This is a genomic window from Hufsiella arboris (genome assembly GCF_009834875.1).
Taxonomy (GTDB): Bacteria; Bacteroidota; Bacteroidia; order Sphingobacteriales; family Sphingobacteriaceae; genus Hufsiella_A; species Hufsiella_A arboris.
In genome coordinates this window covers 90,374-108,962 of the sequence record NZ_WVHT01000006.1, presented here as the reverse complement: position 1 = coordinate 108,962, position 18,589 = coordinate 90,374, and the positions used below count along the sequence as shown (strand labels likewise).

The 18,589-nt window shown below is 44.6% G+C and carries 26 protein-coding genes; 23 read left to right on the top strand and 3 right to left on the bottom strand.

Annotated features, from left to right (window positions below; translation table 11 throughout):
- Window positions 1-15: 15 nt before the first annotated feature.
- The 21 genes from GS399_RS13575 (at window position 16) to GS399_RS13475 (ending at window position 15,861) form a co-directional block, all read left to right on the top strand.
- Entirely contained in the window at window positions 16-684 is a 669-nt protein-coding gene (locus GS399_RS13575; RefSeq protein WP_160845192.1) for a hypothetical protein, read from the top strand.
- On the top strand, window positions 681-1,337 hold the full coding sequence (locus GS399_RS13570) for a hypothetical protein (protein WP_160845191.1): 657 nt from the start codon (window positions 681-683) through the stop codon (window positions 1,335-1,337). The genes GS399_RS13575 and GS399_RS13570 overlap by 4 nt, the downstream gene beginning before the upstream one ends.
- Window positions 1,338-1,343: 6 nt before the next feature.
- The gene (locus GS399_RS13565) at window positions 1,344-2,015 is read left to right on the top strand and encodes a hypothetical protein (RefSeq protein ID WP_160845190.1); all 672 of its coding nucleotides are present in this window, start codon (window positions 1,344-1,346) and stop codon (window positions 2,013-2,015) included.
- 4 nt (window positions 2,016-2,019) lie between these two features.
- Window positions 2,020-2,808: a hypothetical protein gene (locus GS399_RS13560; protein WP_160845189.1), complete on the top strand. Its 789-nt coding sequence runs from the start codon at window positions 2,020-2,022 to the stop codon at window positions 2,806-2,808.
- Window positions 2,809-2,827: 19 nt separating this feature from the next.
- Window positions 2,828-3,937 (top strand): TraJ family protein, encoded by a 1,110-nt coding sequence (locus tag GS399_RS13555; RefSeq protein WP_237487948.1) that lies wholly within the window; start codon window positions 2,828-2,830, stop codon window positions 3,935-3,937.
- 66 nt (window positions 3,938-4,003) lie between these two features.
- On the top strand, window positions 4,004-4,630 hold the full coding sequence (gene traK / locus GS399_RS13550; protein WP_160845187.1) for a conjugative transposon protein TraK: 627 nt from the start codon (window positions 4,004-4,006) through the stop codon (window positions 4,628-4,630).
- Window positions 4,602-5,033, top strand: coding sequence for a hypothetical protein (locus GS399_RS13545; protein ID WP_160845186.1), 432 nt, complete (start codon window positions 4,602-4,604; stop codon window positions 5,031-5,033). The genes traK and GS399_RS13545 overlap by 29 nt, the downstream gene beginning before the upstream one ends.
- Window positions 5,034-5,051: 18 nt before the next feature.
- A complete protein-coding gene (locus GS399_RS13540) occupies window positions 5,052-6,257 on the top strand; it encodes a conjugative transposon protein TraM (RefSeq protein WP_160845185.1) in 1,206 nt (401 codons plus the stop codon).
- Window positions 6,258-6,271: 14 nt separating this feature from the next.
- Complete coding sequence (gene traN, locus GS399_RS13535) at window positions 6,272-7,114, top strand: conjugative transposon protein TraN (protein WP_160845184.1); 843 nt, start codon at window positions 6,272-6,274, stop codon at window positions 7,112-7,114.
- A gap of 4 nt (window positions 7,115-7,118) precedes the next feature.
- On the top strand, window positions 7,119-9,152 hold the full coding sequence (locus GS399_RS13530) for a TraM recognition domain-containing protein (RefSeq protein ID WP_160845183.1): 2,034 nt from the start codon (window positions 7,119-7,121) through the stop codon (window positions 9,150-9,152).
- A gap of 23 nt (window positions 9,153-9,175) precedes the next feature.
- Complete coding sequence (locus GS399_RS13525) at window positions 9,176-9,601, top strand: hypothetical protein (protein ID WP_160845182.1); 426 nt, start codon at window positions 9,176-9,178, stop codon at window positions 9,599-9,601.
- A 10-nt stretch (window positions 9,602-9,611) separates the two neighbouring features.
- Window positions 9,612-10,100, top strand: a complete 489-nt coding sequence (locus GS399_RS13520) for a M23 family metallopeptidase (protein WP_160845181.1) — start codon at window positions 9,612-9,614, stop codon at window positions 10,098-10,100.
- A gap of 17 nt (window positions 10,101-10,117) precedes the next feature.
- The gene (locus GS399_RS13515) at window positions 10,118-10,294 is read left to right on the top strand and encodes a hypothetical protein (protein WP_160845180.1); all 177 of its coding nucleotides are present in this window, start codon (window positions 10,118-10,120) and stop codon (window positions 10,292-10,294) included.
- Window positions 10,284-11,492: an ArdC family protein gene (locus GS399_RS13510; protein ID WP_160845179.1), complete on the top strand. Its 1,209-nt coding sequence runs from the start codon at window positions 10,284-10,286 to the stop codon at window positions 11,490-11,492. Before GS399_RS13515 ends, GS399_RS13510 begins: the two co-directional genes overlap by 11 nt.
- A 10-nt stretch (window positions 11,493-11,502) precedes the next feature.
- Window positions 11,503-12,285 (top strand): DUF4099 domain-containing protein, encoded by a 783-nt coding sequence (locus tag GS399_RS13505; RefSeq protein ID WP_160845178.1) that lies wholly within the window; start codon window positions 11,503-11,505, stop codon window positions 12,283-12,285.
- Window positions 12,286-12,290: 5 nt separating this feature from the next.
- Entirely contained in the window at window positions 12,291-12,899 is a 609-nt protein-coding gene (locus tag GS399_RS13500) for a hypothetical protein (RefSeq protein WP_160845177.1), read from the top strand.
- Window positions 12,889-13,203 (top strand): hypothetical protein, encoded by a 315-nt coding sequence (locus tag GS399_RS13495; protein WP_160845176.1) that lies wholly within the window; start codon window positions 12,889-12,891, stop codon window positions 13,201-13,203. Before GS399_RS13500 ends, GS399_RS13495 begins: the two co-directional genes overlap by 11 nt.
- 18 nt (window positions 13,204-13,221) lie before the next feature.
- Window positions 13,222-14,094 carry a hypothetical protein gene (locus GS399_RS13490; RefSeq protein ID WP_160845175.1) on the top strand — a complete coding sequence of 291 codons (873 nt, stop codon included), beginning with the start codon at window positions 13,222-13,224 and terminating at the stop codon, window positions 14,092-14,094.
- Window positions 14,091-14,591 (top strand): hypothetical protein, encoded by a 501-nt coding sequence (locus GS399_RS13485; protein ID WP_160845174.1) that lies wholly within the window; start codon window positions 14,091-14,093, stop codon window positions 14,589-14,591. The genes GS399_RS13490 and GS399_RS13485 overlap by 4 nt, the downstream gene beginning before the upstream one ends.
- 218 nt (window positions 14,592-14,809) lie before the next feature.
- A complete protein-coding gene (locus GS399_RS13480; RefSeq protein WP_160845173.1) occupies window positions 14,810-15,010 on the top strand; it encodes a hypothetical protein in 201 nt (66 codons plus the stop codon).
- Window positions 15,011-15,027: 17 nt separating this feature from the next.
- A complete protein-coding gene (locus tag GS399_RS13475) occupies window positions 15,028-15,861 on the top strand; it encodes a DNA adenine methylase (protein WP_202409463.1) in 834 nt (277 codons plus the stop codon).
- 261 nt (window positions 15,862-16,122) lie between these two features.
- Here the strand turns inward: GS399_RS13475 and GS399_RS20700 are convergent, their stop codons facing one another.
- A complete protein-coding gene (locus tag GS399_RS20700; RefSeq protein WP_202409462.1) occupies window positions 16,123-16,902 on the bottom strand; it encodes a hypothetical protein in 780 nt (259 codons plus the stop codon).
- A gap of 396 nt (window positions 16,903-17,298) precedes the next feature.
- Between GS399_RS20700 and GS399_RS13465 the strand changes: the two genes are divergently transcribed.
- Window positions 17,299-17,559 carry a hypothetical protein gene (locus GS399_RS13465; RefSeq protein ID WP_160845172.1) on the top strand — a complete coding sequence of 87 codons (261 nt, stop codon included), beginning with the start codon at window positions 17,299-17,301 and terminating at the stop codon, window positions 17,557-17,559.
- Window positions 17,560-17,570: 11 nt separating this feature from the next.
- On the opposite strand, the gene GS399_RS13460 is transcribed toward GS399_RS13465, so the two are convergent.
- A complete protein-coding gene (locus tag GS399_RS13460; RefSeq protein WP_160845171.1) occupies window positions 17,571-17,822 on the bottom strand; it encodes a hypothetical protein in 252 nt (83 codons plus the stop codon).
- Between the two features lie 5 nt (window positions 17,823-17,827).
- Window positions 17,828-18,181 carry a hypothetical protein gene (locus GS399_RS13455; protein ID WP_160845170.1) on the bottom strand — a complete coding sequence of 118 codons (354 nt, stop codon included), beginning with the start codon at window positions 18,179-18,181 and terminating at the stop codon, window positions 17,828-17,830.
- A gap of 104 nt (window positions 18,182-18,285) precedes the next feature.
- On the opposite strand from GS399_RS13455, the gene GS399_RS13450 reads away from it, so the two are divergent.
- The gene (locus tag GS399_RS13450; protein WP_160845169.1) at window positions 18,286-18,582 is read left to right on the top strand and encodes a hypothetical protein; all 297 of its coding nucleotides are present in this window, start codon (window positions 18,286-18,288) and stop codon (window positions 18,580-18,582) included.
- The last annotated feature ends 7 nt before the right edge of the window (window positions 18,583-18,589 follow it).

Genomic DNA, 18,589 nt, shown 5'->3' with positions numbered 1-18,589 from the left:
ATTAAACTCAAAACTATGAAATCTTTATTTTTCGTAATCATCCTTGCGGCAATAAGCGCCGCGAAAGTTTCAGCCCAGGCAGTCTACGTCGATCCAACAACAGCGGCGGCAATGGCGGTGCATTCGGGCATCATCAACGGGCAGTTGAATTCTACTAACAATAAATTAACGCTCATCCAAACCGGCCAGCTTGCCGTAACCGGCCAGTTAACCGCTGTTAATTCCTTGCAAAAGGATATTTACAAAGGATTAAGTCAGGTGTCCTCCATCATGTCGAACCTTTTGGCCATTAAGGATATTGCCGAGATCAGCAGCGACATTGTAACCGACGTCAATAAAGCGGCCACCCTTGCCCAAAGTGATCCGGTGTTATTGCTGTTTGCCCAACAAGGGGCTACGGAATTTAAGACCAGGGCGACCGCACTTTCAGCCGAGGTAAGCACCTTCATATTACAAGGCGGGCAGAGCAATTTAATGGATAGCGGTGAAAGAGCCAAGCTCCTAAACCACATAGTCAATGAATTATCAATTATCAGGGGCGTTGCTTATGGGATGTACCGGACGATGTATTATGCCAAAATGCGCGGTATCCTGAAATCGCTGAATCCATACTCCGGGTTTATCAATATAGACCGGCAGATCGGCGATAACATCATCCAAAACTCCAAAACCCTGAAGCCATGAAAAAGCTGATTTATTTAAGCCTCGGCCTAATGCTGCTGGTAAAAATGGGTTATGCACAAACCAACGTGGAACTGATTGACCAGCTGGTTACCGAAAGCCAGTCTGAACACGACCGTCAAACAACCGCGCGAACGAATCAGGCAACGGTAACAGCCAACGAGGATGTGAACAAATCACAAATGACCACCCTGAAAACGACCTACCGCAATATCCAAAGCCGCCTTCATACGCTCGGCTTGGTGATTGATGCAGGTGAGATCGGGCTGGAAGCCGCTCCGTTGGTCAACGAAATTGTCAGCCAGCAAAAACTAATTATAGCGCAATGCGAGGGCAATCCCATTTTGATCCTGCTGGCTGTGAACTCCGAGGCCGACCTCGCCGACCAGGCAACCTTATTAACTGAATATTGCGCCGGACTGATTTTAAGTATTGGCGACGTAAACCAAATGAAGGCCAGTGACCGCAAGATGCTTTTCAGTTACGTGATTAGCGAATTGCGCCGCATCGATGGCGCATCGCGCGGCCTGCTAAACTCTATCATCAATTTTAACAATCAACTCCATTCCAAATCGGGCAACCCGTTTGGCAGTTTCATCAACCAGGACAAAAGTTTGGTAGATGACATTATGCGGAACGCCAAGGCCCTTAAATGAAAAACCATGAAAAAACAATTATTGATCGGCCTATTCCTGTTCGTAACAGGCGGCCTGAAGACCTATGCCCAAACTATCATTTTCGATGCTCAGCATTTTGCCATCGTTAACGAAAACGGCTTGACGAGGGAAGCCGCAGAAAACACGCACCAAAATTCTTTGAATAAGATTAAGCAGGACTTGGACAATATTAATCTTAACGTAAGTTCAGTTGTACTGGTACAGGATATGATCCACCAGTCTCTCGCTACTGTTGACGGCACACTCAAAGACGGGCTGGCCGTTAAGCAGGTCGCGGAAATTATCGGCGATATCACGACGCAATGTAGCCAGATCACAAACCTCGCCAAAGCCGATCCTTTACTCTTATTATTCGCCCAGCAGAATGCCGAGCAAATGAAAACGCGGGGCATCAACCTGGTATCCGAAGTATCATCCTTTATTTTAAAGGAGGGCGACAACGTATTGATGGATTATGAAAAGCGCGATTTTTTATTGCGCAAGGTAATCCTTGACTTGCAGGTTATGCGGGCGCTTTCTTACAGCATTTACAAAACCATGTATTTTGCGAAGCTGAACGGCGTAATCAAATCAGCCGATCCTTTCCAGGGATTTATCAATCAGGACACCCACCTGGCCGACCAGCTATTACTCCAGTATCAATTACTAAAACAATAAGTTTATGATTAAAAAAACAGCAATCATAGCAATACTATTGCTATGCCTGGGCAAATACACCTTTGCCCAAATGTATGTCAACGACCAATCAGTCCGTTACCAGCAGGAGCGCATGGTTTTTAAGCAATGGAATCAAAATGATTTTACCCCGACCCATGGTTTTCTTTGGCTCAATCCGCTATATTGGTTGACCTGGGCGTGGTTCCCGAACTATCATAAAACCGATCTCCGTCCGCTCGGTCCGTCCGGCCCGCAGACCCAAAGGCTGGCACTTGTGGCCGCCATGCAGAATACTGACAATGCTTATAAATTACAAGCCGATACGCTGCGTAATACCGCTGTATCTGAAGCCGTCAATTATTCTGGTCTGGTATCCTCCGCCGACCCTTTGTGGTTATTATACTATAGTAAGGAATTTAAGGATTTGCTTAACCAGCAAGATAGCCAATTGTTAAGCGGCGTATCATCCAAAGTGCAAAATTATCTCGTTAGCAGCGGTACTTACAACTGGTACCTTGAACAATCGCACAGCCTTTCCGAACGCCTCAACACGGCGAGAACGACGACACTTGACCGGGGTTCGCGCATTTTAACCTATTATCGTTTGCTGGCCGAATACCGCAGGCTAAATTCGGCTTGGGCAACTAAAAAGCAGCAAGCTGGTACCTTCCTCGCGTTGAGCGAAAAGGCTAAAAGCCTGAAATCGCCTGCCACAACTCCTGTCACCATCCCGGCTGGTTACAAGTCAGACCAACAGATCGCGGATGAAATATTAGCCAATTACAAACTTTAACTAATCATTTATGCTCGGTATGTTATTACAAGTCCAGCCGGTCAGCGTATCTGATTCGTTTAAGGACACCTTTAATTTTTTGCAAGGCAACGGCGTTTATGAAGACGGTATCATGCACTTTTTGCAGGCTATGAAAGCCAGCATTTGGGGACAATACGATACGTTCATTGCCGATGCCCAGGCGCTTGCCGCCATTTTTATGATCATCTTTTTTTCACTAAAGGCATACGAAATGATGTCAGGAGATAAGCAATTGGAAGTCATGCCACTGCTTCGGCCTTTCGGATTGGTCATGGTAATACTTTGGTGGGGAACTTTCACGAAAGTAGTGGCCTTTCCAACAGACGTCATCGAAAGCAAAACCAACGCCCTGTTTAACGGCAGCGAAACCCAGCTAAACGACCTGCGGGTGCAACGGGCGCAGTTAATGGTAACGGTCGCCGACTCGCTGATGAGTATGCAGGCACAAACCGAAGTTGCCAGCAATGAGGCCACCACGTGGTACGGGAAAGCATGGGAATCTGTCACCTCCGCCGTCAAAGATGGCTTTGCACAAATATGGAACCCGATTATTGAATTAAGAAACCGGCTGCAGGTCGGGCTTCAGCTACTGGTCACGTCCTTGTTGGAAACTTGTGCCATCTGGATATTACGAATATGTGTTTACATCATATTCTTTATACAGATCATATTTTCAACGATACTGATTATACTCGGGCCGTTTTCCGTCGCAGTCAGTATTATGCCCGCTTTTCGGGATTCGTTTACGACCTGGGTCGCCCGGTTTATATCAGTCAACCTGTACAGCGGAATAGCTTTCCTCGTACTCTATATCGCCACTCAATTTCAGCAGTTTGCAATGGAAGCTGAAATTACCCGTTTCCAGCAATTACTGGATACTTCGGCGGGAAACTCAATGGAGAAGTTAGGCTGGTTCGCCTCCAATGGCATTTTATCCTTTGGAATGGTCATAGTAACCTTTTTGATAGGCGGCTTAACTATGTTGACAGTACCAAGCATATCCACCTGGATAGTGTCGACATCAGGTATTACCTCGGCAGCCTCTACTATGGGACGCGGCGCTTCCAGCCTCGGAGCGACAGTTACCCGTATGATCGCCAAGATTTAATAACCTCTTTAATAACCACTAAAAAGCTGCCCCGACAAGGCGGCTTTTTTTATTTCCAAGCCCATTATGATTATAAAAAACATTGAATCAAAGATCAGGCTGGCTACTTTTTTATCCGTAGGAAGCTTTTTATGCGCCCTGGCAATGGTGGGTATAGTTAGTTTTTTTGCCTACAAACAGGTTGCGATAGCCCGTAAAAGTATCTATGTACTGGATGCCAACAGCACCCCGGTACTGGCCAGGCAAACCGATGTGCAGATGAACCGCGCAGCTGAATATCGCTCCGACATTATCCGGTTTCACAGCCTGTTTTTTACGCTGACTCCCGATGATAAATACATCGAATACCAAATGAAGCAGGCGATGTATCTCGTCGATGAAAGCGGTGCCTTGCAATATAATAACCTTAAGGAAAAAGGATTTTTCAATTCCATTTTATCCTCCAGTGCCGTGCTCACCATAACAATGGACTCGGTGTATTTGGACATGCCGCACAAATATTTCAGGTATTACGGGAAACAGAAGATTGATCGCAGAAGCAGCACCCTGACCCGTTCGCTGGTCACGGAGGGCTACCTCAAAGACCTCGACGTGCGTTCGGACAATAATCCCAACGCCGTCCTGATTACCCAATGGAAAACCCTTGAAAACAAAGACCTCAATAATGTTCAGAAAAATAACTTCCAACCGTGACCCCGGTAAAACATTGGGGAGCGAACTGAAAAAGGAATTTGGTATTTATTTCGAGCGCGCTGGTTCAAAAAGCCGCCAGCTAATGGAAAAATATCCCCGCCAGGTTTTCACCGCCATGGTTATTGCCATTCTATTTTCAGGCGTATTGGCTTTTACAGTCATGCGGGAGAAGCAAAGGCCAATCGTACAGGTAAATGCATCGGTTCAAAATACAGCTTCCGGATTTGGCCAAATTATCAGCACCGCGAACGCTTTGCAAACTTTATGGGCTACCCAGCAACAGGTCGACCTACTGTTGAAAAAAGATACACTTACCCATGCCGACAGCCTGACCCTGAATCAAGCACTAATACAAATGGAAAATCTGCGCGCCTTGCTTAAAAAATCCCGGCCCAACCATTAATAACTAAATCATTAACTCATGAAAGTAAATTTTAAAAGCCCCAGGTACGTCCTGCCGCTTATCCTGCTGCCTTTCTTCCTGCTACTTTTTTATACTTATAAAAGCAGCTTCGGTAAGCCAAAAGCGGTTGCCAAAGGAAAGGAAACCCTACAGGATAACGTGGCCGATGTTTCCGACCAGGTTAAGAAAAGCACCTTATCCGACAAACTGGATGCTTACCGCGACCAGTACAAAAAAGCGGATGGCTACACCGCTATCAACCAGTTACAGGATGATACGACGACTGCCTCGGCAGCGCCAAATCTCTATAACGATGCCGAGAAAAGGAAGCTTGACTCCTTGAAAAAAGCAGTTGCCGCCAAGTATAAAAACAACAGGTCGCGGTCATTACCTCCTAATTATTCAGGTTTTCCCGATGCATCGGCGGTTCCAACTAAGCCCGCAAAACACAACCAGTCAGATCAAGCCTTGGCAGATGCACTTAACCGAATGCGCAGCCAGCCCAGGCAAAACACCAATAGCGGCAACTCGCAGAATGCCAATCCTATGCAATTATTCCGCCAGCAAATGGCGCTCATAGATAGCATGGATAAATCACATGACCCGGAATATAAGGCGCAACAGAGGAAAGCTTTAACTGAAAAACTGGCAGCGGCAACACCACAGGAAAAAACGCTGCCGGTGACTAAAGCCAGCAATTCAACCGCTGCCTTTAATACCATCATGCCCGAACAGCATAACGGACTCATCCGCGCCATTGTCGACCAGAATATCACCGGTTATGCAGGATCACGTTTGCGCATCCGGCTATTGGAAGATATGATGGCCGGGCATTTTCTGATTAAACAGGGTACTTATCTCTATGCCGAAATATCCGGCTTTACCGGGCAAAGGGTATTACTAACCATTAAATCCATTATGGAGGACGACCAGTTGTTGCCCGTCAAATTATCTATTTATGATAATGACGGTTTACCCGGCCTGTATGTTCCGGCGTCCGCATTTCGGGATTTTACAAAAGATCTCGGTAGCGATGCCAGCCAGGGCCTCACCTTACAGCAATCCGCGGATAACAATAACCAGATGGTGATGAGCATAGTTTCGCGCATGTTCGAATCGACCACCACCGCCGTAAGCAAGCTAATACGCCAGAATAAAGCTAAATTAAAATACAATACGCTCGTTTACCTGATTGACCCCGAAACCCTCCGTAACCACCAGTAAAAACAATAAAATTTATGAAAAAAGTATTCTTGTTGTTAACCGCCCTTTTAGGCGCGGCACACATTCTTTTTGCTCAAAGCCTTGGTAGAACTTATATTGATTCGCTGCCGCAAATTGAGATCAGTAGCCAGGCAGACATTCATTTTTTATCGCCTGAACCCATCCAGTATGCAGACATTTCCAGCCATAGTATTGTCGGCGATATGCCTGTTAAAAACTTGCTGCGCATAAAACTGGTGCCGGATTCCTTGCGGCACCTGCAAACTGATTGCACCAGCCTCGGCGTGATCACTATCGTAGGCGAAAGCTTTATTGCGCAATATCATTTGGTGTTTACCAAATCAACCAGCCAGCAGTTACCCACAGCTATTGCGATACAGCCGGAGCAATGCCGGCCGCTTGACTTTCCTGGCATAACGTTGACCACCCCTGAAATGAAATCCTATGCCATGGATATTTTACACAGGGGTAAAAAAACCGATATCCGGAAAGCAAAGGCGTACGGGCTGACTGTGATCCTTAATCATGTATATACGGTTGGCGACCACGTTTTTTTAGATGTGGCTTTTCAGAACAAAACGAACCTTGCTTATGACATCGACGAACTGCGGTTTAAGATCGAGGATAAAAAAATCACTAAGGCGACTAACGTACAATCTTTGGAAATAAAACCTGAATGGCAGCTTTACCAGCAGCCCTCCTTTAAAAAGGAGTACCATAATATTTATGTATTCAAAAAGGTCACGTTCCCGGATAATAAAATCCTTAATGTGGAACTATCCGAAAAGCAGGTTTCCGGCAGAACATTAACGCTGCAAATCAAATACGGAGATCTTTTAAAGGCCGATAATTTATGAGGCTATGGAAGAAAGCAAAGAGCAGCAAAGCCAGCATAGGTTTTTGCAGGCCGCCATCTATTTGTCCGTAGCACTCGAAATATTTTGCTTTATCTACGGCCCCCCATTATTACAAAGCCATGCCTACAAAGGCCTGGCTTTTTTTATTGACCGGCTACACCGCCTGAAGATTTACCAGCAACCAATATACAGCAAGCTTTTTACCTTGATCCTGATCTGCCTCGTATCCGTTGGCACGCTCAGCAAAAAACAACAGGATTTTAATCCTAAAAACTCGGTCGCCTATCCTTTAAGTTCAGGCTTACTGTTGTTTTTTGGAGGCTTATGGTTTTACGGACATCCGGGGTTGCCCGTTTTTTATGGCTTAAACTGGTATGAGATCGCGTATATCGCCTTCGCGTTTGCAGGAACTGTTCTGATCCACACTTCAATGGATAACGTTTCCAAAATGATCAGCGCCAGGCTTGGCAAAGACCGATGGAACGTTGAGGAAGAATCTTTTATGCAGCGAACCACGCCACTCCTGGCAACCAGCGCTGTAAACATTCCAACCCTGTTCTATTTCAAAAATAAAGTCAGGAAAGGGTACCTCGTTTTAGAGAATTTATACCGAGGGATTTTGCTGTTGGGAGTGCCTGGAAGCGGGAAAAGCTTTGGAATTGTGATGCCTGTTATCCGGCAGATGATAGCCAACGAGTTCACGCTTTGCGTTTACGATCTGAAGTACCCGGATTTGGGTAAGATAGTTTATTATCATTACCTGCTTGCTAAACAAAACGAGAAATGCAAAGGCTACACCTTTCATGTGGTGAACCTGAATGACCCGGAGAAAAGCAGGCGGGTTAACCCTTTTAACAAGAAGTATCTCAAGACTCTTGCTGATGCCTCCGAAAATGCCGAAGCGCTGGTAGAAGCATTGAAAAAAGGCGATAAGAGCGGCGGCAGCGATCAATTTTTTACGCAAAGTGCTGTCAATTTTTTGGCAGCCTGCATTTACTTCTTTAGTAAATATGAGGACGGCAAATACTCCACTTTACCTCATGTGCTGGCTTTTTTAAACCTGCCTTACGAGGAAGTGTTTACCACGCTCTTTTCAGAGCCGGAACTGGCCTCATTATTATCGCCATTCGTAACTGCTTACCGGGCAAAAGCCTTTGAGCAGTTGGAAGGACAGGTCGGCACCTTAAAAATCTTTATTAGCCGCATGGCGACAAAAGAAACCTTTTGGGTTTTCTCCGGTGATGATTTTGACCTCAAGATCAGCGACCCTAAACATCCGGGAATTTTGGTGCTGGCTAATGACCCAAGTACCCAAAGTATTAACTCCGCCTGCTATTCTGTAGTGATGAATTGCATCTTGCGCGAAGTCAATTCTAAAGGTAATATCCCGGTCGGGATTGTGGTCGACGAAAGCCCAAGTTTATACTGCCACCGTGTGGATGTATGCGTTTCCCAGGCACGAAGTAATCGCGTATCTGTCCTTTTGGGAATGCAGGAGTTACCAATGCTCAGGCAGCAATATGGTAAGGAAACCGCCGAAACCATTACCTCAGTGATGGGTAACGTATTATCTGGCTCTGTTCGGAATAAAGATACATTGGAATGGCTGGAGCGGTTATTCGGCAAGGTTAAACAAACCGGCGAAAGCCTAAGTATTGACCGTAATAAAACATCGCTGTCCTTAAACGAGAAACTCGAACCGCTGATCCCAGCCGGTAAAATAGCTTCACTGAAAGCTGGGGAAATGGTAGGGCTTTTAGCATCGGATGCGGTAGAAAAATATACCGGGAAATATGAAACCTCCGCTATCAATTGCCGCATCAACCTCAATCTGGATGCCATAAAAGCGGAGGAAAAAGCCTACCAAGACTTACCGCTATTCTATAATTTCAAGGGCAAAAAGGATGATATACTGCGCAGCAACTACTTGCGGATCACTAACGAGGTGCAAGCCTTGACCATGACCTTCCGGAAAATCCCACCCCAGCAATCCGCAGGCACGGCAAAAGGCACCATGAAGCCCGCTCACAAACATTAATTACTTGACAAAAAACTAAGATTATGTATGAACTACTTGATAAAGTGGTCATGGTTCACCCAACCCTAACTCATGACCCCGTTCACATGCAAGGCCACATGGGTACCATATACAATTTGGATGTAGAAAAAGACGAGGTGCTGGTCAAATTTAAAAATCAGATGATTGGCCTGTATAGTACCGATGCCCTGCTAATGTTGGTGCCAGGCGAAGAAATACTTGACAAGTTGCGCGCCCACCTACACGAGGAAATTGATGGACAGGATGTGATTGATATTTTAGGATTATATCTTTTGGATGCAACCGGTGAACTGAACTACCGAAAAGAGGCCTTGGATTTAGCTATGAGCAGGTCGAATTTGATGTTTGCTACCGTGGTCAGTGTACAAGATTATATTGATGTGCATCGCGACCTTGATCCGGACTATAAACCTGGACGGGGGCGCTAATTATAGGGCTATGGTTTTAAAAAGAAACACCTGCCTGACTTTTCTATTGCTTTTAACAGTAACAAAAGCATGGCCCCAAATGGATAGCGACCAATTGAACTTTAGCTTCCCACTAAAGAATTTGCGTATGACCTCCAGATTTGGCTGGCGGATACATCCCATAACCGGCAAAGTTCAATTTCACCAAGGCGTTGACCTTGCCGCCCGCCACGATACCGTTTTCTGCATACTCAATGGTATTGTCAAGGTTATTGGCTACAACGCCTACATCGGAAACTATATCATCATCACACATAGCGGCGACGTCGAGAGCATTTATGGGCATCTATCTGTAATCTCCGTTTTGCCGAACGAAGAAATAGTGGCAGGTCAGGCTATCGGGATCACCGGCGCGACAGGCAGGGTAATCGGAGAACACCTTCATTTTTCCATTAAATATCATGGCCAGGAATTATCCCCGCTGGCTTTTTTATGCGGCTTGTTTGCCAGGCCGCCTTAACCCATAAATAAATCACCATGAACTATGATTATCATAATCGGCACCTCGGATCGCTGGAAAGAAAATTACAACTGATTGCCGAGGGCCAGGAACTGGAACTGACACCCGAAGAAGCGTTGATCTACGGCGTTGACTACGTTGATGAGTTTCCCAATAACTCCGACGAAAGAAAGGAGGCTGAAGATGGCCGATGAAAAAAAGGCACTTCATGTGGAAGTAGCTGAAAAACTGATCGAAGCTTTAAAGGCCGGAACAGCACCCTGGCAAAAGCCCTGGAACAGCAAGGGCTTGCCAGCTTTTCAATTGCCTTACAATGCCGTCACCGGTAACCGTTATCAGGGGATCAACACATTATCCCTTATCATGAGCGGCAGGAACGATCCCCGTTGGATGACCTATAAACAAGCCGATGATAACGGCTGGCAGGTAAGTAAAGGATCTAAATCAACTCCTATTCAGTTTATTAAATTGTTCGAGCAAAGAACGAAAAGGGATGAGAACGGAAAGGTGGTTAAGGATGATAAAGGTGATACTGTAAAAATTACCGTAAAGCTGAACAGGCCAATTATCACCAGTTTTGCTGTTTTTAACGCTGAGCAGGTCAACGGCATCCCCGAACTGATCATCCCCGATATTTCTTCCCTTGGTTGGGAACCGCTGGAAAGAGCAGAACAACTCATCAAAAGTTCCGGTGCAGATATTCAGCATGTTCCGGGAAATCGCGCTTTTTACAGCCCCTTTAAGGATAATATCACTTTACCCCTTAAACAACAGTTCGATGAGCCAGGCAAATATTATGCAACCGCCCTTCACGAACTCGGCCATTGGACCGGCCATGAAAGCCGCCTTGACCGCAGCCTGTTAAACAAGTTTGGGACTAAAGATTACGCACGGGAGGAATTACGGGCAGAAATTGCGTCCCTTCTAATCGGTGATGAGTTGCGAATCGGCCATGACCCCAGCCAGCACACGGCTTATGTGGATAGCTGGATCAGTATTCTAACTGATCATCCTTTTGAAATACACAGCGCCGCAGCCGATGCGGAGAAGATTTATACCTACCTCCTTGACCTCGAAAGAAAACGAAACATGGAACTAACCGCTTTCGCCGACGATAAAAAGGTGTCCAGTCACCTCTTAACGGAAAACGATCATATCAGCTATAACGGGACGATTTTTAAGGTGAACGAAAACCTAAAAAATGGTCGGCTGAAAATGGAAGACCTCGGAAGCGGCCAGCAATTTATTTTAAGCCGGGAGGATCTGTTGTACAAAAATTTGTTGGAAGCCAAACAGCAAAAACCTGAAGTATTAACCATTGAATCTTTAAATACAATGAATTCTCAATTTTCAGAAATAGAGGTCAATAACAACTATCAATTAAAACGCTAAAAATAGAAATATGAAAAATCCTTTTTATGTCAATGAACTACCCAAGCAGGAAATGGAAAGCCTCAGCCTGGTTGATAAGACCGGGAATTATATCCTAAGCCCGGATGATGTTGAAGCTTTGCTTGCCGGTCGACGAACGAATTTAATGAGCCTGAAAAACCTTGATGCAAGCGGTGTTCACATTGAACAGCTTGATGCTAAATTATCACTGGACAGGAACCCGGATGGCCAGGTAAGCTTTAGGTTGCACCCCATTTATAAACAGCCAATAATTCCACCACTACTGGACGAAGATGAAGCACAGGCATTGATTACTGGCGAAACCCTAAGTATTGACAAGATCATTCCTGGGCCAGGGAAGAAAGAAGTTGTTTTTGAATATGACCCGGATACGAGGGAATTCATCTCTTTTGATCCAAAGCTGGTTATTGCCCCTGATAAAATTAATGGCTACAAACTGAAAGACTGGCAAAAGGATGATTTTCAAAAAGGCTTTAACGTGCGATTGCCGGATGGAACCGAGTTGCAGCACAGGGCAACCGACCCCAAAGGCATCCGCGCCGACCGCGCAGCTTTGATATTATCCGTATTACTTGACGGCGGAATTTCTTATTTGTTGATCAGGGGACTAAGGCACCTATTAAACAGCGATAAAAAGGAACAAGCCGACGAGCAGACACCAGCGTTCAAAAAGGCATATGCTGAAATGGAAAAACACTTTGCTAAGAAATTTAAGGCTGCCGATCAGCAAACTGAAGAAACAAGGGGTTATAACAAAACCCGCGCAAGATAAGCTCCATGTTTGGCCTCAAGCCGGAGGTGATAAAACTTTTCACTCCATTTTTTCAATATACCGATGGCCGGTTAATATTTCGTTACGGCAATGAAGTGGTCGAAAGTTGGGCACCGGAATGGCATCGCGTCCCGGCCACCTCGGAATTTTGGCTGGCCAATGCCGAGCATCCAAATCTGATTGCCGACCTATATATCAGTTATTCAGCCGCTGAACTGCTTTGCTTTATTTCGCAGCGCACATTTTTATTAAAATTTCCTGAACAACATGCTTTTGCGGCAGTAGGGTTATTGCCATCAACGGCGCAAGTGGAGGCTTTAAAATCATCTTTTCCTTTAGCGCGCTGGCACCTGATTTTTGATGCCAATCTCGTTGGCCGCATTGCAGATGCGGCAATAGCTACCTGGTATATGGGCCGTTCTGTTTCTTTCCAGATCATGAACGAGCAGGTAATGATTACCTACTGCGACAAGTCTTTTGTGGTAGACAGCGGAATTTTTTCACTAAGTCGATTTGAACGGCTAACCGGATTGCGCGCAGGCATGCGAACGCATAAGCCGCTGCGTGGCCTGTCTTCATTTATCGAATTACAATTCGCCAACTATGATACCTGAACAGTTTAAACAAAATGTTGACCTGGAAATCAAAGTTTACGGGCAGGATGTACAGGTCGCTTACCGCTACTATTGGCTGGATAAGCATCCCGAAAATGAACCATTGGTTAGCCACATGGAGTTTCGCTCGGAAAGCCCAATTATCAGCGAAACAGGCTATCGTTCACATTTCTTTCATACTGAAGTATTGGAGGATACGGCCTACCGGGATATAGCAGAACTGGTTACAGAATTCGGCGAACACTTCGCGAGGGAAAATGGCTATGAACCTCCGGCCATCGGTCATCAATACAAACTTTTTTAATCACTAACATTTAATATTATGGTAAAGAATGAAAAAAACCTGGAATACCTTCAAAAACTGCAAACCAGCCTTGGTTTTGGCGAAAAGCTAAATGCAGTACTGGAATCGGCGATCAGCCGCGAGTTGCCCAAATTTACGCTGGGTATCAGTAATATACTAAGGCCCTTAGAAAGTAAAGATGTAAACGCTCCAAAAACCGATTACATTCAATATGGCCTTAACTTTAATAAGCAAAAAGATGGCGATGCCTATTTCTTAAACACGATTGATGTCACGCTGCATAAAACCGGCGAATTGGTACCGCGTGAGCAAACCTTCGACATCGAAAGGGATCATCGCATTACGGCTTTACAGGCTTATAAGTTATTATCCGGCCAATCACTTGAAAAGGATATTTACGTAAGGCCACAAGGCGCCGAGGCTGATGCGAAAAAATCAGAGAAGATAAAGGCCTGGTTTAAGTTGCAAGTGGATGTTAAAGACGCTTATGGCAATCATCCATTGAAAGTATTAAGGCCGGAATATGGCTATCAATTTGAAAATAGCCTCGCAAAGTACCCCTTGAAAGGGCTGGATAATGAAACAGCCAAATCCGAAGGACTGCAGGCTATGCGAAATGGAAATTATTGGCATACAGAACTGTCGATAGGCAAAAAAAGTATTCCGGTTATCGTTGCAGCTAATCCGGTTATGAAATCTATCGATATCTATGATAAAAACATGAAGGAGATCAGGGATGAGGATATTTGGCCGGAAAAAGCAGCAGCGCGTAACAATGGGGAACAAACCAAAACCACAACTGTTAAACGCCAGGAAGCTGCCGAAAATGATATCTCCAATTCATTTGAGCACGCAGAAAGCGAGGCGAATAACGTAACACGAGGTCGATGAGCAGTCTTACCGGCCATTGCATGAACACGGTTGTGTTTGCTGGCGATAACGAACAAGCAATCTTAGCGCATTTCAACCAAATGGAGGAACATACACCGCCTTTTCTTTCGATCATGGTTTATGATAACGCCCTTCATTTTGATTCACGCTGGATACCCCCGATCAGGAGCCTGAGCGAAATAGCCGAGCAATTTGATGTTAGCTATAAGATAGACTTTCGTGTACCTTATGAGGATCGCGGCACCTATACCTATACTTGTTTACAGCAGCAACCTTTGTCACCCCAGGCGGACCTGCTTCGGGCATTCATAAATGCTGCCGAAAATCCTGAACAACTTGCCGAAAAGGAAACCTATCTCACACGGCATATTCTTGCTCAAAGCTTAGACCTGCACGAACTGGAGGTTTTATCTTATCTCACAGGAAAAAAATACAATGAGTTTAGGGTAAATGAAATCCAAAACCGTCAGGATGATAGCCGCAAAATAGGCCGTTAAGTAAACTCAATAAATGTTTTTTCTCCCAAGCCTTGCAGGAATGCGGGCTAACCCTTTGCGCATGCGTACCCGCTAAAGCCGGGATCGCTTGCGCCGGGAACGCCCGCACACCTTCAGGCACCCACGCCAGGACAAAGCCGCCCTTCACCAACCCCGTTTTCTCAAACGGGCCGGGCGGCTTAGACCTGGCTTTTTCCAACCCGCAATTTTGTTAAACCATGAAACACATTCTTGCTAAGGTCGACCGGATTAGGGCGAGCGGCACCGCTTTGGTTCAGGTGCCGGAAGATTCGCCGCATGCTATCCATAATGGCAAAATCTTCAAAGTACAAAGCATGGGAACTCCGGGCGTAAAGTGCCGCGTATCCCTGTTGATTAATGACAAAGTGGTCGATCTCACTTTAACCGACGTACTATAAAAACCCCAATCTTTTCTATGAGCAATGTCCAAATCAAAACGCCGGTCACTTATTATGGCGGTAAGCAAAATCTGGCTGAAAAGATTGTTGCCATGATCCCCAGGCATCTGCTTTATGCGGAACCATTTACTGGAGGTGCCGCGATATTCTTTGCCAAACATCCTTCAGAAGTGGAAGTGCTAAACGATACCAACGGTGAACTGATTAACCTTTACCGGGTCATACAACAAAGTTATGATGCCTTATATGAGGAAATTAAATCTACTCTCCACAGCCGGGAGATGCACCGCCACGCATGGGTAATTTATAATAACACCGATATGTTTTCGGAAGTTAAGCGAGCCTGGGCAACCTGGGTATTATGCTGCCAAAGTTTTGCCTCTATGATAGATGGCGGCTGGGGGTATGATATTACAGGTAATACCATGAACGGAAAGATTCAAACCAAGATTGACAACTTCACCAAAAGGCTGGTCAAAAGGTTAAAAAACTGCCAGTTGGAATGTACTGATGCTTTAAAAATTATCAAAAGCCGTGACCATGAAAACAGTTTTTTCTACTGCGACCCGCCGTATTTCAATTCCGATATGGGGCATTATGATGGCTATTCTGAGCAGGATTTTGAGAACTTGCTCTCTTTACTGGCGAAAATAAAAGGTAAATTCTTATTGTCCGCTTACCCGTCCAGCATTTTAGCGAAGTATGTTAAACAGTATGGGTGGGTAGAACTTGCTATTATTCAGCCCATAGCTGTTAATTCAAAAAACCGAAAGCAGAAGTTAAAGACGGAGATGCTGGTTGCCAATTACCCATTTCATTTGGCCCAGAACTACGGTCAGCTATTATTTTAAAACCTCTAAAAGGCTTATGCTTATAAAGCATAACCTATTGCACCCCGACCTAATAAGGCGGGGTGCTTTGTTGTGCCTTTTACTTGCGTATAAGTTGTTTTATTGCTTAAATTGCCAGCCTATTTTAAGCGAATGATTCTCATTCGTTTATTGTGATAAGGTTTAGGTTGAAAGTCCCCGGCGGCGAGCGCATGGGGACTTTTATTTTTTAACAAATCTACATTTCGAGTTAAGGGTTAAATAATAAATAGCTCGATGCTATCAGTTAAGTTTTACCGCCAATTCGTCCGCCTCAACTGCGAGTTCAAGAACATGGTGAACCAAAACCGCATCAATCAGAGAAAGTGCATAGTCCCGGTCGATAGGTAGCATACCGTCTTTTAATAGAACTTTATCAATATAAAATTCAGGATTCCAAAGCTTGCGGACACCTTCAGGATGAAGGGGTTCCATTCGCCACATAACAGTTTCAAAAGCGCTTTTCGCAGTTTCAATAAATGCGTCTCGATCTTTCCCTTTTAAGGGGAGGGCCGTAATTTTCCTGCCAATCTTAGCAGTTACTCGATTGGCCTTTTGACTTTTTATCTCGCTTGGTTGACTTTGTTTCAGGCGGTAATCTTGGAACGTACTCTCATGGCCCTCAACATTAATGTACGCCTGTTCAAGAATTTCGAGTTTAAACTCAGGCGATAATGTAGTTTTGTTTTCTGATTCAATGCCGTGGATATACATCTGCCAGTCTTCAGCACTTAGCTTATGCTGATTATCAAACAGCAACTTTGCAAGTTCCAGTTCGGTGGCGGATGCTTGCATGAGATCGGTCCACTTGCGAAATCCGACCAACTTGGCGATCAAGTGCTGTGCCTTCATCAGGCTGAATTTCTCTTCATCGATATCGTAGTCCAGGAATAGGCCATTGATGTCGAAATACTTTGGGTCGTATCCGAAATAGGAAGGGTCAGCCTCAGTAGCAGGCCTTTGGGTTTTGTAATCTTTGAAAAGATTTTTGGATTGGAGTTTAAAGAAGTCTAATGGTTTCATAATACATACCTTATGTTACCAAGTTTATTATCCGGAGAATTTAACGTTCGTAAGCTTTGTTCAGACAATAAGCCCGGTGGGTTTGCATTATTTATCCATTGGCTGATGAAATCTTTGCACGAACGAGCAGGCTTGCCAACAAGCACACACAATTATAAGTATTATTTTTAAAAATACATATGGGGATCAACCGATTTTGTTATTTCAACCCTTTTTTGCGGGCCGGAAATACCAAAACTTTAACTCAAAAACAGTACGATTGCAAAATCTTGCACGTGGATAAGTCAGGTTGGGTTGTTTGAAATGACATTATGATTTCGTAGCTTAGGGTAATATCCAGGTCAGCATCTTAAATTCAAATGTTAATCGGATACCTGACTTCTAATCTCCTGAACATTGTTTGATGTCGAAACCATATTAACGGAAGCACCACCTTTTTTGATTACCATTGAAATCAATAGGGATACGACTGAACTTGATATAATTCCCCATTGGTACAGCGGGGATGACTTTTGTTGTTTTTATATTTTCCAGGCAGGTAAAGAACTTGGCACCGTTATTTGTGCCGATATCAACGAGTGGGAATGGCTAACCGATCCGGATCTGAATTGGCTGGCACAGCTTGTCGGCAATGAGATTGACTGGCATTTTGTTTAGTAGTGGAAATTTTATTTAAGCACCTTAAAATCACGTTCCTGCGTAGGTGACCATACCTTAAATTCCAAATCAATTTCCCTGTTGCGGATGCGGGCGGTACATGTAGATACAGAAGCGAATAGCTTTTGGTAAAACTGTTCAAATACGGCACCAGGATGTACGGTAAACACAATCTGATTAGCTTTCACAGTCAACATTTCCTGGTATTCCGGCAATTCCTGCTGTAGATATATGACCACTCGCTTTAAGTATTCCGTATGCATATATTTTAAAGAATGTCTTTGATCAGCCTATCCATTGCCCCACGATGACCAGTAATGAATCCCGCAGCTTCTTCCTGTTCATCAATTGTTAATTTATCCCCGTCGTAAATCCAATTTTCCTCGCGGTCAAATAAAAGCCTGCCTAACAATTCCATTTTGGGCGCTTCGTAGCCAGGCGATTCGACATGAAATAACTGAAACATGCCATAATCTTCCCGCAATAATTGAAAGACCAATCCGCCATAAATTAATGCTTCGGTAGCATCATCAAATTCGGGGATTACCTTCAGAGTTAGTTGCCCTCCCTCTTTACGATCAATTGTAATCGTTTGAGGCCCGCTTAAAAATACCTTATCCATATTCAGTAAATTTTAATAAAACAAATGTGAATAAAAAATTGTAAAAAAGTAATAGAAAATGCTAAAAATATTAGCATAACTTTATAGTCCTCAATTTGGCAAACATGGTACCATTCAATTTACAAATCGAACTCAATGCACGGCTGGTAACTTTCTCTGCCGAACAGCTTGATCAACTTGCTGATAATGCTGGTTTTATGCGCTATCAGATCAGGACATTCAATCATCATTCGGTGATTTATGTGAACATCGAGGATGAGCCGTTGGAACCTGAAGATATTATCGGTTTCAGCGAAGATGAGGTTTTTTCGCTGGATGAAGTGAGAACCATTGCCGCCGCCATTAGGGAGTACAACAGCAGCCGTAAGCTGAATTTTGATCAAATGCACTTTGACTTTTAAACGACGA